Source organism: Duganella sp. sic0402 (assembly GCF_019219065.1).
GTDB lineage: Bacteria > Pseudomonadota > Gammaproteobacteria > Burkholderiales > Burkholderiaceae_D > Rugamonas.
The window spans coordinates 178,471-191,745 of record NZ_JAHUWK010000001.1; the positions used below are offsets into that span (position 1 = coordinate 178,471).

Below are 13,275 nucleotides of genomic sequence, written 5' to 3' on the forward strand. Positions count from 1 at the left end.
TTTATACAGGACTGTATGCGCTTGCCAGGAACCCGGTATCAGGAGCACGGCTGGGAACAGGTGCGCAAGCTGCTGGGACACTGCTCATTGCAGGCATTCCGGCAGATTGAGGTGCGCCAGGTGCTCGAACCCGCGCAGCACGCGACGCTGCTCGACGCCTATACCGACGCGGTAGCCGCCGCATTGCGCGCCAACGCCCGCACTGCGCGCGGCGAAGCGGATGGCAACAGCTACGGCGAGAGCGTGTACGAGCTGTCGCTGGGACTGTTGTACGAATTGCAGGCGCAGCCGGCCTACTGGGCGGCCTTTGTCGCGGCCATCGCGGCGGAACACGCGCGCAGCGGCGATTTCTGGCAGGATCCCGCCGCCGAGGGTGTGCTGCGCAAGAAGATCAACGACATGTTCGCCACGCTGCGCGACAAGGTCGACGCGGACAATTACATCGTCGCCACGGGGCGCGATTGCTCGCCCAATAAAATCTACACTTATCGGATGCTGGACACCGCGTATCGCGAAATCGCTGGACTGTTCGCCGCCTGGGAGCAGCATTCTGCGCGGGTCGGCGTTATTCTGGGACGGCCACTGGCCGGCGTCCCGATTGAAGTCCGGCAGATGAAGTCCATCAGCGGTTGCAAGGCGGAGTGGCTTATCCGCTGGAGCGAGTCGCAAGCACAGTTTGGCGGCTCGCCGGGACCGTTGCACACCAAGTCCAAGCGTTTCGCCAGCCTGAAAAATAGTCCGGACAAGATTGCTTCGCTGCTGGCGGAAATCGGCGACTATGAAGCGCTGTCCGCCAATATGGACAGCGCCGACGACTGGCAAACTGCTGCCGGCGAGGCGGCGTTGTGGCTGGAAGACTATTGGCGGGTGATCGGCGAGTCCGAGCAGGCCGGGACCAGCGGCCTGCCGCAAGGCGAGGATCGCATTCTGTCCGCGCCGGAGCATGACGTGGACGATGAAACTGAGGATGATGAGGATGCAGAGGCAGCACATGCCGCTGCCCCTGAATATCACGCCAGCGAGGCGGAGCTGGCCGCCGAACAAGGCCGCGCCGCCGAGCTTTCCCTGCCCCTCCGCTATCTTGAAATGGCGCGGTCGGCGCAGGAAGCCGGCAGCTGGACGGTGCGCATGCTGCGCGACGAATCCCTGCCGATCCGCCTGGCCGTGTACCAAAAACTGCTAGGTGCATCCGATGATACCTATCCGGACGCCTGGCTGGACCCCGCCACCGGTGAACTGCCAACCTTGCAGCAACTGGCGGTGCTGGACCAGATTTCGATGCCGACGCTGCGCAAGCGCCGTAATGAAGCCATCGCCCGGCTGCAATCGGCGGGCGGGCGATGAAGGAGAGTGATTTGAACTTGCCACAAGATGAACTGGACGCGCGTCTGCGCGAACAACTGCTGCTATCCCGCGCAGTACCGGGCGACCGCTTGATGCTGGCCGATGCCACGTTGCTGGCAGCGCTGGACGGCACGCGCGTCCTCACGCCAAATGAGCGGCAGGCGCTGGCCGCATCGCCGCTGACGTTGCGGCGTTTTCGCCAGCTGTCGCTGGGGCGACGCGCCAGCGTGCTGTCGCCTGCGGCAAATGATCCGGTGTGGAGCGGCAGCAGCGGCATGCTGCGCGCCGCCTCGACCAGCGAGGCGCTGGAATCGCTGGTGACCGATGATGGCTGCTGGACGCTGCACTTTCTGCCACAGCAAGACGGCTGGCAAGTGATTCTGAGTTTGTCCGCTGACGCACCGTTTGCAGCGCGGCTGTTGCGCGAGCAGCTGCTATTGCGGGTGATCGACGGCGGCGGTGCGATTGTGCTGCAAGGCCGGCTTGATACGGACGGCGAATGCGAACGCGCCTGGCCGTTCGCCAGCGCACCGGGCGAGCATTTTCAACTATATGGAGCCGGCTTTGCCGTCGAACCGGTAGCGCCGTAGATGATGGGATTATTCAGCCGCCGCCGAAAACAGGCCGTCGATACCGAGGGCTTGGGCGTTACCCTGATCGCGTTACGGCTCGATGCTGGGGATGTCGCGCCTGCGCACAGCACGGTGGTGGTGTTCAATGCTGGCGGCCATGCACGCCGGATGGCTGCTGGCAAAGTCTCGTGCGAGCAGGGCGAGGCGGCGTTCTGCTTCCATCCGGGACCGTACAGCATGGACCTGACGCCGTTTGCTTCGGCGCCGGAATGGGGATTACGGCTGCATTTTGTGATTGATGCGGCCAATCCGCGCATGTCGCAGCAGCGCTTTGATCTGTATTTATACAGCGAGACGGCAGGCCGCCTGACGCTGGCCGACTTTGCTTCGGCCGCCGAAATGGCGTTACAGTCGGAACTCGCGCAAGGATTATTGGCGCTGCCGCCCTGCACCTCAGTGGAGGAGTGGCATGTATTCCGCGCCGGCCTGAATCAGCTGATGTATACCCGGTATGGCGTGGTACTGGAAGACTGCCTGCCAGTCGATCTGGGCGAGCAAGTCGACTACGCAGCAATGCTTCGCGCCCGCGCCGCAGCAACCCACGCCGCCAGCGCAATCGACGCCACCGTAGCCGCCAGCGCCAGCAACGCCGCCAACGCCGCCGACGCTCGCAACACCAACGCCGCTGGCGCGCCGTCTGGCAAGCCGCGCTTGGGGCCTGCTGAACAGGATGCGCGAGGCTTGCGCCGGCTGTTCCTGGAGCTGCCGGCGCTTGGTGGTGAACTGCGCTTGCTGGCTTTACCCGAAGGCCTGGATATCTTCCAGCAGCATCAATCCTTGCTGCTACGACTGGGCATGGCCGCGCTCAACGTCAACACCATGCCATCGCTGGCCTGGGCCGCGCCGGATCGGCAGCTGCCAGCCGCAGACCAGGCATCCCGCAGCGCTCACACATTGGTCGCCCAAGCCGCGCTGGACGAAGCCTGGTCACTGCTGGCCCGCTTTCAGCAAGCCGGCACCCAACAATGGCCTGCGCTGCTGGACGAGGCGGACCGCATTTGCGCCAACATGGAAACCGGCTTGTCGCTGCGCCGCGCAAGCTATTCCCCGCGAACGGAGCCCTCTCTATGACCAGCATCCCGACCTGCGCGCCCCCCGCTGTTCCGGCTATCCCAGCCAATGCCGAATGCCGCACCACGCTGGCCGACGGCCGCACGCTGACCATTACCGCCAGCCGCCGGCCGCGGGCCAACCGCGCCGACGTCAAGTGCAGCGTGCCCAACGCCCCGGCCATCGCCGACAGCATGCAGCAGATAGTCCGCTTCGCTCGGCATACCGAAACGCGATTCGACAGCCGTGACCAGGTGGTGCTTAGCATGGACATCACGCCGGATACGGGGGAGCGGGATTGGGAACTGGCCGCCGTCCTGGCCGACCGCATGGTGCGCGGCCTTCAGCCAGCGCGCATGATGACAGCGCAAGGCAGCTCGGACGCGTGGCATCTCGGCAAAGTCAATGGCAGCGTGAATGCGGACGGTGAAACGCTGCGCATCAGCCACCTGGGTGCCTTGAGCGGCCACGCCGACCAGTCGGCCGCCGTCTCCACCGTGCGCGCCTGGTTTCCCTTGCACAGCGGCGGCGTCAACGACACACTGGGCTGGCTTGAAGTCAGCGTGTTTCCGCTGGATGCGCCAGCCGCCAGCGAAGAAGATGCGATCGCCGCGCCAGGCCTGGACCTCGCCGCGCAGCAGGAACTGAAACAGGCACTGAGCGCTGCCCGCCATTTTGACGGCAAAGGGCTGGGACGCTGGCGCAGCGTGGTCCGCTTCGGCCAGCCGCGTTTTCAGGGCGGTTCGTACCAGCTTGCCCTGGTGATGGCCGACCGCCTCGCGCGTGGCCGCGAATTCGTGCCGCGCGGCCGCATCATCGCCACCGGCTGTTCAAGCGCCTGGCACGCCGGCCGCGTTGACACGGTGGACGGCAGGGAAGCCAAGCTGGCGTTAATATTCAATCAAGTAAGCCAGGGCGACCGTGTGCTGTTGCCGAAAGCATGGCAAGAGCAGCTGCCGCCCGGATTTTCCGCCGGACTGCGGCAAAAAGGCGCCTCACTTGCCTGTATTGACAAGATTGGCATGATTTAAACCGTGCGCAAGAAGCAAACCGGGCTTGCCCTGCTAAAATCGGCAGATAGAAGGGCGGCCTGTAAGATGAATCGTAGAAGGAGTCTGGCATGTTCCAAATGTTTGGTTTTGGCGGCGTTAAATGTCCGCGGTGCGAGCACAAGAACGGCGACCAGTCGGGCTATTGCAAGCATTGCGGCCTGACGCTGGGCGCGCCGCGCAGCGAGCCAGTATTGCGCGACAACCGCTGGATACCTGGCGATAATGAGCTGGCCGTCTACTTCGGTGTCAGCACGCTGTCCGGCATCTTTACCAAGACACTGCGCGTGCCAGCCACCACGCGCGCCTACATCCTGCAAGCCGATAAAGCCACTGAGGTGCCGCAGGGCGAATATGAAATCGAAGGCTTCTTTACCCGCTTGAACCACCTGCTGCGTAACCAGAACGCCGAAATCCTGATCACCCGCAGCCTGCCGTTGCCGGTCGAATTTGCGTTCGAAGACCTGCACACCGCCGAACATCTGAAAGTATCGGCGCGCTTCACGGTTGCCATCCGCATCGAAAATGTACCGGCGTTCGCACAGCATTTCATGACCGTGCCGGGCGTAGTCAGCACGGCGCACTTGCACGAGCTGCTGGAGCCATCAGTGCGCCAGTTGGCTGCCGAATTTGTTGGCAGCCGCTCGATCCGTGAAATGGCCGGCAACGGCGACCTGCGCCTGCAACTGAACGAACGCCTGCAGGCCGCGCTCAAATTGCGGCTGGCCAGCTACGGTCTGGCGGTGGATGGCGTAGAAACCGCCGCGCTGCGCCACGATAAATTCGATCACAACCGCGCGCGCATCGGCACCTTGTGGCTGGTTGCGGACGAACGCCATGTGCAGCTGGAACACGTCAAGCAGCTGGACCAGATTTATAACGACGAAGAATGGCAATCCATCGCGCGCGAAGAGCAGAAAATGCATGCGGATTTCCGCCGCGCCGAGTTGCGTCAGGACGCCAGCGTCAACAAGGCCGAGCTGACCCTGAAGGAAGCGGAGCGCGTGCAAGCGCTGCGCGCACGCGAAGTGGAACTGTATAGCCGCGTGATGGATTCGAAGACGCGCAAGGTCGCGGTCGACAAGGGCGCGGGCACAGTGTTGGCGGACCTGGAACAAGAGCTGGCGCGCAACAAGGCGCATCGCCAGGGCGAGCAGGCCGATTGGGAGCATGTGCGCCAGCTTGCACAGATCCGCATGCGCACCGAGCTTGAAGTGCTGCAGCAGACTGGTTTGGAGCAGCGGCAGATCGCGCAGCAGCGCCTGTCGCATCAGCTGCGCCAGCAGGCAATCGAGAATCAGATCGCCCAGGCTTTGCTGATCGAAGACGAATCCCACAAGCGCAGCGAACTGGCGGCATTGCGCCAGCGTGAAAAAGATGAAAAAGCCCGCGAACTGCAAATTGAAGCGGAGGCCCATGCAGCGCGCATCCAGGGCTTGACGCTGGCAAGTGCCGCCCGCCGCCGCGAGGCTGAGCGCGTGCAGGAATGGGAGGATCAACTGGCGCTGGCGCGGCAGCGTGATCTGCTGCGTGGCGACGCCGTCAAGGATGCTTCGAATGCGGTGGACGTGGCGCAGATCAAGCAAAAGATAGAAGACCTCAAGCGCGCAGGAGTGCAGGCGGACGCGCTTGCGCAGCATGAAAAGCTGTTGCGCACCATCGAAGCGGACGGCGTCCACGCACGCCAGAATCAGGCCAATACCAAGCAGGCCATGCTGGATCAGCTGGCGGTGGACGAGCAGCGCCTGCTGCTTAAACAGCGCGAGCAGGAAGCGGCCTGGCAGCACGAACTGAGAAAATTCGAGCAGGAACGCGCGGCTGCGTTCACCACCCAGCAAGCGCAGCAGGAACACGAGATCCGCCGCATCGAAGCCATGAACCGCTTGAGCGACATGGCGATTGCCGCCGTTGCCGCGCCCTCCAATGTAGAGGCAGTGGCGCAGATCATGAAATTGCAGATTCAGGGCGGCATGACGGCAGAACAGATACAGGCGCTGTCGCAGGTGGTGGCGGCTGAGCGGGGCGTGACACCGGCTGAGGCGGCGCGCATGGCGTATGAGCGGGTGCTTGAGGAACGTGCGCATCGCGATGCTGAGCTGGACAAGGATCGTCGTCACCAGGTCGACCTGATCGGCGCCGTGAATCTCGCCACGCCGGCAGCGCGGCGCTGCCCGAACGGCCACCTGGTGTCGCCGGGCCGCGCACATGACAAATTTTGCGCCGAATGCGGCGCACCGTTGCAGTAACTTATTGAGTAAAGATGCAGACAGCAAGAGACAAGATCCGCGAATTGCGGGCCTTACATGATGACGGTTTGTTGAGTCTCCAAGAATTCGACCGTCGCAAGAACGCCATCCTGGACGCGGAATACGCGCCGCCGGGAGGCCGCGCCGCACCTGCACCACTGCCACAGCGCCAGGGCACGGAACTGGGTCTGATGACGGGACAGGAGATCGGGCCACAGAATCGCCGTTACCGGCTGGAGCGGCTGATCGGCATGGGCGGCATGGGCCAGGTATGGCTGGCAACCGACCTTGCCACGCACGCGGAACTGGGCCATAGCGAGTTGGTCGCGCTGAAGATTCTCCCGCCGCAGCTGACGCAAAGCGCCACCCACGCCAAGCTGCTGATCGAAGAGGCCACACAGGCGCGCAAGCTGGCACACGAAAACATCGTCCGTGTTTATGAATGGGCGCAGGACCCCGCGACGTCCAGCTACTTCATCATCATGGAGTATCTGGAAGGGCAGGACCTGGACGCCTATCTGGCTGAACAGGGCACGCTGCCGCTGGAGTCGGTGTACAAGCTGCTGTCGCCCATCGGCGATGCGCTGCAATACGCATGGGACAAGCACAAGCTGGTTCACCGCGACATCAAGCCGGGTAATGTGTTTCTGACCCAGCGAGGCGAAGTGAAGCTGCTGGATTTCGGCATCGCCTCGCGTGCGCGCAGCGCCGGCAGCAGTCTGGGTTTGCAGACGCCGAATGCCGGCACCGTCGGCTATCGCGCACCGGAGGCCGGCACACACCAGCGTCAACCCGCGCCTAAGCTCGACGTGTACGCGGTGGCAGTAATGATCTATCAGTTGCTGGAAGGCCGCATGCCATTTGACGATATGCGTCCGGCGGACTTTCATCCATCGCCGCCGCGCGGCCTGAATGAGCGGCAGTGGCAGGTGCTGCAGGACGGCTTTGCCTATTTGCAGGAGCGCCGGCCGGCCTCGGTCAACGCGCTGCTGGCCGAACTGCGCCGCGCCGCCGGTCCAAATGAAGCTGAACTGGCAGCGCAGGCGGAGCAGGCCGCGCGAGAACAGGCGGAACGCGAACAGCAGCGCAAGAAGGAACAGGCGGCGCAGGCGGAACAGGCGCGCCTGACAGAGGAAAAGCGCAAGGCCATGGTGGCCGAGCTGGCGGCGCGCCGCCAGGCGGAGATGCAGGCGGCGGCTGCGGACAAGCAGCGCCAGGAGCAGCAGCGCCGTGCGCTGGAAGCCAAACAGCGCGCCGAAGCGGAAGCCGCCGCGCAGGCCCGGAAGCAGGTGCTGCGCGAGCAGTTGCAGGCACGCCGAGACGCCGATGCGAAACAGGCCCGCGAAGAGCGCGAAGAGCAGCACCGCAAGGCCGTGCAGCTGAAAGCGGAAGCGGCGTATCGCCAGGAACAGGAGCGTCATCGCAAGCAGCAGGCCGAACGACATGCTGCAGAGTTGAAGGTGATGACCGCTAACACTCCCGTGGCCGACGCCGATGGCGTATTGCACGACCGCTTCCTGGACGGGAGCGGCCGTGGGCCTGATCTGGTGCTGATACCGACCGGCCGGTTCCAGATGGGATCTCACGACCAGGAGCAGGCGCAGGCGGTCAAGGCAGGCGCGCAGAAGAATTGGCTGGACCGGGAGCAGCCACAGCACTGGGTCGGCATCGAGCATTCTTTTGCGCTGGGCCGTTTCCCGGTGACGGTGGCCCAGTGGCGGCGCTTTGTCAAAGATACCGGCTGGGAGTCGCAGTCCGATACCGACTGGCGTGCGCCGGGCTTCGCGCAAAACGATGATCACCCGGTAGTCGGCATCAGCTGGATGGACGTGCAGCTGTATCTGCGCTGGCTGTCGGAAAATACCGGCCATGTGTACCGGCTGCCCAGCGAGGCGGAATGGGAATACGCATGCCGCGCGGGCACCAAAACCGCTTTCAGTTTTGGCGACACCATCAGCACCGAGCAGGCCAACTACGATGGCCACTACACCTACAACGGCGGTCCGCGCGGCGCCTATCTGCAAGGGACCAGCAAGGTCGGCGCCTTCCAGCCGAATCCATGGGGGCTGTTCGACATGCATGGCAACGTGTGGGAATGGACGCAGGACGTGGTGCACGATAACTATGTGGGCGCGCCGGGAGACGGCAGCGCCTGGGAGGAAGGCGGCGATCCGGTGCGCCGTGTACTGCGCGGCGGCTCGTGGCTGTACAACCCGCGCTACCTGCGCTCGGCGGTCAGGAACGGCTTTTCCGCCGTGCTGGCGAATGACATCGTCGGCTTTAGAGTCGCTCGAAAGCTCGCATGATGTATACTGCCGGGCTTTGAAAGTCAGGATTTAATTATGAGCGCTTTGCCACCATGCCCCAAATGCAGTTCCGAATACACATATGAGGACGGCGCCCAGCTGGTGTGCCCGGAATGTGCACACGAGTGGACTGCCGGCGCTGCCGCCGATGCTGAAGAAGGCGCGCGCATCTATCGCGACTCGGTCGGCAACATCCTGCAAGATGGCGACACGGTCACCGTGATCAAGGACCTGAAGCTGAAGGGCGGTGGCGGCACGGTGAAGGTCGGCACCAAGGTCAAGAACATCCGCTTGGTAGATTCTGATCACGACATCGATTGCAAGATCGATGGCTTCGGCGCGATGAGCCTGAAGACCGAATTCGTCAAGAAAGTAGTATGAGGCATCAGCTCTTCCTGTTTGACCTGGATGACACGCTGCTGGACTTCAAGGCCTCCGAGCAGCTGTCGTTTGTACGGACCTTGCAGGCGCTGGGTATCAGCGGTGACATGACCGCGCTGTTCCTGCAATACCAGACGATCAATCTGGCGCTGTGGCGCGCCTTTGAGACGGGTTCGGTGTCCAAGGATTTCCTGAAGGTTGAGCGCTTCCGCAAAACCTTCATGGAAAACGGCCTTGAGCTGGACCCTGAAGCGGCAAGCCGCCTGTATCTGGAATCGCTGTCGGATACGGTGGTGCTGATCGATGGCGCAGTGCAGCTGTGCGCCACGCTGGCCGCCGCCGGCGAGGTGGGCATCATCACCAACGGCGTGGAGGCGATCCAGAACCAGCGCATTCTCAAGTCCGGGCTGCGGGATTACATCTCATTCGTGGCGACTTCCGAAGCGTGCGGCTACGCCAAGCCGGACGTGCGCTTCTTTGAATACGCGGCGCAGATGGCGCGGCCGTTCGTCAAAGAGCAGGCCATCATCGTCGGTGACCGCCTTGATGCGGACATCCTTGGCGCCAACCGCTATGGCATCGAAAGCTGCTGGTTCAATCCGGAGCGCGTGGCCAACACCTCCGAGGCAGTGCCGACCTATGAGGCCAGCAGCCTGCACGACATCATTCGCCTGCTGGCGTAAGCGACACAGTCGAGTAAGGCGTCAGGACGCGCCAGCCCAGCGTGAGGTACAGGGCGCGTCCCATGTCTGTCGCCACCAGCACGCGCTGCGCAGCTTTTGATTGCTGCGCCGTCCCCAGCGCCGCCATCAAAGCCGCGCCCAATCCCTGCTGCCGGTGCATGGCATCCACCGAAATACGGTCGAAGATGAATACATCTCCATGTTCCACTGCGTAGCCGCTGGCGACCAGCGTGTCGTTTTCCGTGAAGATGCGTGCGCTGGTCAATGGTGATTCGGTCTTCAGCTGCATCCAGTAGCCCGGCGGCAGCGACGGCGCGGGATTGAGGCCCGGCGGCTTGCTCATCAGGTGAGCCCCCGCCTGCAAATGCCAGCGCTGCGTCACCCGTGACAAGAGCTGCTCGCGCGGACCGCACATCTTGATCACAACGTTGGGTTGATTGATTTCGCGCGCCAGTTCGCTGATGCCAGGATCGGGGCCGGCGAAGACATAGCGCCGCAGCTCCGCCGGCGTTCCTGTGTCCACCCGCAGCCCGCCGCGATCCGGCACCGGCGCCGGCAAGCCGCGTGCGATCGAGCGCGCCGCCAGCCAGTGCTCAAGCAGTTGCGGACTGATGTTGTCCATCCATTTTCCTATGTGATCGTGGTCTTTTAGTAGAAGCGTAACTCAGTCATTCGGTGTACATTGTCGTTTCTGAGTAACGCCATCAAGGAACACAGAATGACTATCAAAGCCCTGCGTGATCAATCCCTGCCAATGCGCCATATTGTCCATGTGCGTAACCATATCATCTCCACCGATGGTTCGGTGGAAGAGGGCGGCAATGACGCCGGCCCGTCCGCGCATGACTTGTACGACGCCGCGCTGAGCGCATGCAAGGCGCTGACTGTGGTGTGGTACGCCAAGCGCAAAAACATCCCGGTCGAACATGTCGAAGTCAGCCTGGAGCGCGACGCCAGCGATGAGCGCCATGGCACGTATCGCCTGGCCGCCACGCTGCATCTGACCGGCGACCTGACCGAGACGCAGCGCAACGAGCTGCTGTCCGTGGCGCAGAAGTGCCCGGTGCATAAGCTGATGACGTCCGTGACCACCGAAATCACCACCGTATTGGGGTAATAAGATGAGCATTTCGAATCTGCTGAAGGGCCACGAGAAAGACCTGGGCGGCGGCCTGATGGTGCGCCGCTATCTGCCATCCGCCGTCAAGCAGGCGGTCGGTCCGTTCATTTTCTTCGATCACTTTGGTCCGGTCGATGTGCCGCTGGATGCGAACCATGACGTGCGCCCGCATCCGCATATCGGCCTGGCCACCGTGACCTATCTGTTTGAAGGCGCGATGGACCACCGCGACAGCATCGGCACCTATCAGCGCATCGAGCCGGGTGCGATCAACTGGATGACGGCGGGCAGCGGCATCGTCCACTCCGAGCGCACGCCGCAAGACCTGGTTGGCAAGCCGCACCGCACGCATGGCTTGCAGCTGTGGGCTGCTTTGCCGGCAGCGCATGAGGAAGATGCGCCGGGCTTCTGCCACACGCCCGCCGCTGCGATTCCTGAGCTGAATGTGGACGGCGCCAAGGTGCGGGTGCTGATTGGTTCGGCCTTCGGCCAGACTTCGCCGGTGCAGACCTATAGCCAGACGCTGTATCTCGACGTGGCGCTGCAAGCAGGCCATGAACTGGCGCTCAGCGGCCTGCCGGCTGAAGCGGCCATCTATCCGATCAGTGGCGAGCTGGAAGTCGATGGTGCGGCGCTGGCCTTGCACAATATGGCGCTGCTGAATACCGATAGTCCGCAACGCGTGAAAGCCAATGCGGAAGCGCGCTTCGTGGTGATTGGCGGCGAGCCGCTGGATGGACATCGCTTCATGTACTGGAATTTTGTCTCGTCACGCAAGGAACGCATTGCGCAGGCGGCCGATGACTGGGAAGCGCAACGCTTTCCTCAAGTGCCGGGAGAGACGGAATGGATACCGCTGCCGGCCAAGAAGCCAGCGGCGTAGCGCGATATCAGGCGGTGGACATGGCGTTCGCCGCCACCGTGCTGTACATGTCGTGGCCACCGGTGCGGATAATCCAGTGTTCTGGATACGCATCGCTGGCGAAGCGGGTGTGGCGTGGCACGCGGCTCAGCTTGTCCAGCGAAACGCTTGGGGCCAGCGCGGTTTCCTTGCCGGTCAGCTGATCCAGGTGCCAGAAGCCGCCGTCGCGGTGCAGCAGCAGCGGCAGTGCGGCCGCATGCGGCGCGGCAGGATAGGATTTCACTGGATAGCCCGGATGTGTTTCCGGTGCGAGCAGGTAGAAGCATTCCGCATTCGCACCGTGGTCTACGCGATGCAGGATCACGCCATGCGGCATGATGGCCGACACCGACAGTGTGACGATGCCCTTGATGCTGGCGCTGAATTCAATCCGCATGCCGAGGCGCAGCGCGGTCGGCTTGTGCTTGCCGGGCCAGACGCCATCCAGCAGGATGCCGTAGCGCGACACATCTTCGATTTCAAATCCCAGGCCTGAACGGCGGATGATGGCGTGGCGGCCAGACAGGCGGCGCGTCAGGCCGTTGCTGTCCTGGCCGTCCGCAGTGTAATGGGTCAGCATCAGGTCCGATTCCGGATCGACCAGTTCAAAGCGGCCGATCACGCATTCATCCATTGCGAACAGGCGGATCTGGCGTTGCGCGCCGGCTTCCGGCGCGGCGTTCACCAGCGAAGCGGCGCGGCTGGCGTGCGGATGCACGGCAGCCGCTTGCGGCATATCGATTTCAATCAGGTCTTCATCCCAGGCGATGGTCGAGAAGCCCAGGTCCACCTTGCCGGACGGCGCGTTCAGGTCCAGGTGCGCAATGCCGGCATTGCGCGCGGTGACATCGATATCCAGGCTGTCGCCGCCTTGCGCGCTGACGCGGGCAATCGAGGCGTCGTCCGCCATCACACGCACATTCTTGTGCGTACTGAGGAAGATGCGGTGAATCTCGGTCAGCGTCGCGTCCAGGCGCGGCACCAGGATGACAAAGGTGCACACCCATTTGCGCGCCGCCATGCCGGGGTGCTGGCTGAGCAGTTCGATGCTGATCTGGTACTGGCCGTGCTCTTTGCCGCGTGAGGAAAACTCGGCGAACACTGGACGCCATTCACCGCCGACCGCGCGCACGAACTGCTGGCGCGATGCGCCGTTGGGGATCAGTTCCGATTGCAGTTGCAGCGTTAGTTGCGGCGCGCAGGCGTCCGGCATGCCGCGCAGTTCCATCTTCAGGGTCTGGCGGCCGCCAGCGGCGCGCGGGTCAAAACCGCTGATGTGCAGCTGCGGACGGCTGGCCTGGGCGCGTTGATGCGGACGGGCGTAATTCTGTGAAGGTTCGGTAGCCGGGGCGGCATCCAGCACCGTGGCCGGCGAGGCGGCACGGGTCGAGCGCAATGCGGTCAGCAGGTCGAAGCTGGAGGGCTCTGCTTGGGCGTGACCGCCTTCGCAAGTGTGCGCTCCGGGCGCGACCCAGAAGGTGCAATGCGGGTGCTGGGCATTACTGCATTTTTTCATGACAAACCGACCGATGGGATACCCGCCAGTTTATGCGGTTTTCACGC

The 13,275-nt window shown here is 63.3% G+C and carries 12 protein-coding genes; 10 read left to right on the plus strand and 2 right to left on the minus strand.

Annotated features, from left to right (window positions below; genetic code table 11):
• Window positions 1-15: 15 nt before the first annotated feature.
• The 8 genes from KW842_RS00800 to KW842_RS00835 all read left to right on the plus strand — a co-directional run bounded on the left by KW842_RS00800 (window position 16) and on the right by KW842_RS00835 (window position 9,691).
• A complete protein-coding gene (locus KW842_RS00800) occupies window positions 16-1,344 on the plus strand; it encodes a hypothetical protein (RefSeq protein WP_218302194.1) in 1,329 nt (442 codons plus the stop codon).
• A gap of 11 nt (window positions 1,345-1,355) precedes the next feature.
• Window positions 1,356-1,934: a hypothetical protein gene (locus tag KW842_RS00805; protein ID WP_307729768.1), complete on the plus strand. Its 579-nt coding sequence runs from the start codon at window positions 1,356-1,358 to the stop codon at window positions 1,932-1,934.
• Window positions 1,935-3,047: a hypothetical protein gene (locus KW842_RS00810; protein WP_229223418.1), complete on the plus strand. Its 1,113-nt coding sequence runs from the start codon at window positions 1,935-1,937 to the stop codon at window positions 3,045-3,047.
• Entirely contained in the window at window positions 3,044-4,057 is a 1,014-nt protein-coding gene (locus tag KW842_RS00815; RefSeq protein WP_218302196.1) for a hypothetical protein, read from the plus strand. The genes KW842_RS00810 and KW842_RS00815 overlap by 4 nt, the downstream gene beginning before the upstream one ends.
• Window positions 4,058-4,146: 89 nt before the next feature.
• Window positions 4,147-6,321, plus strand: a complete 2,175-nt coding sequence (locus KW842_RS00820; RefSeq protein ID WP_218302197.1) for a hypothetical protein — start codon at window positions 4,147-4,149, stop codon at window positions 6,319-6,321.
• Window positions 6,322-6,335: 14 nt separating this feature from the next.
• On the plus strand, window positions 6,336-8,627 hold the full coding sequence (locus tag KW842_RS00825; protein WP_218302198.1) for an SUMF1/EgtB/PvdO family nonheme iron enzyme: 2,292 nt from the start codon (window positions 6,336-6,338) through the stop codon (window positions 8,625-8,627).
• A gap of 36 nt (window positions 8,628-8,663) precedes the next feature.
• Entirely contained in the window at window positions 8,664-9,008 is a 345-nt protein-coding gene (locus tag KW842_RS00830; protein ID WP_218302199.1) for a zinc ribbon domain-containing protein YjdM, read from the plus strand.
• Entirely contained in the window at window positions 9,005-9,691 is a 687-nt protein-coding gene (locus tag KW842_RS00835) for a YjjG family noncanonical pyrimidine nucleotidase (RefSeq protein ID WP_218302200.1), read from the plus strand. Before KW842_RS00830 ends, KW842_RS00835 begins: the two co-directional genes overlap by 4 nt.
• Here the strand turns inward: KW842_RS00835 and KW842_RS00840 are convergent.
• Window positions 9,672-10,313 (minus strand): GNAT family N-acetyltransferase, encoded by a 642-nt coding sequence (locus KW842_RS00840; protein WP_218302201.1) that lies wholly within the window; start codon window positions 10,311-10,313, stop codon window positions 9,672-9,674. The genes KW842_RS00835 and KW842_RS00840 overlap by 20 nt on opposite strands.
• 96 nt (window positions 10,314-10,409) lie before the next feature.
• Between KW842_RS00840 and KW842_RS00845 the strand changes: the two genes are divergently transcribed.
• Window positions 10,410-10,808 (plus strand): OsmC family protein, encoded by a 399-nt coding sequence (locus tag KW842_RS00845; RefSeq protein ID WP_218302202.1) that lies wholly within the window; start codon window positions 10,410-10,412, stop codon window positions 10,806-10,808.
• A gap of 4 nt (window positions 10,809-10,812) precedes the next feature.
• Window positions 10,813-11,694 carry a pirin family protein gene (locus tag KW842_RS00850; RefSeq protein ID WP_218302203.1) on the plus strand — a complete coding sequence of 294 codons (882 nt, stop codon included), beginning with the start codon at window positions 10,813-10,815 and terminating at the stop codon, window positions 11,692-11,694.
• Window positions 11,695-11,701: 7 nt separating this feature from the next.
• Here the strand turns inward: KW842_RS00850 and KW842_RS00855 are convergent, their stop codons facing one another.
• Window positions 11,702-13,228, minus strand: a complete 1,527-nt coding sequence (locus KW842_RS00855; RefSeq protein WP_218302204.1) for an FHA domain-containing protein — start codon at window positions 13,226-13,228, stop codon at window positions 11,702-11,704.
• Window positions 13,229-13,275 lie beyond the last annotated feature (47 nt).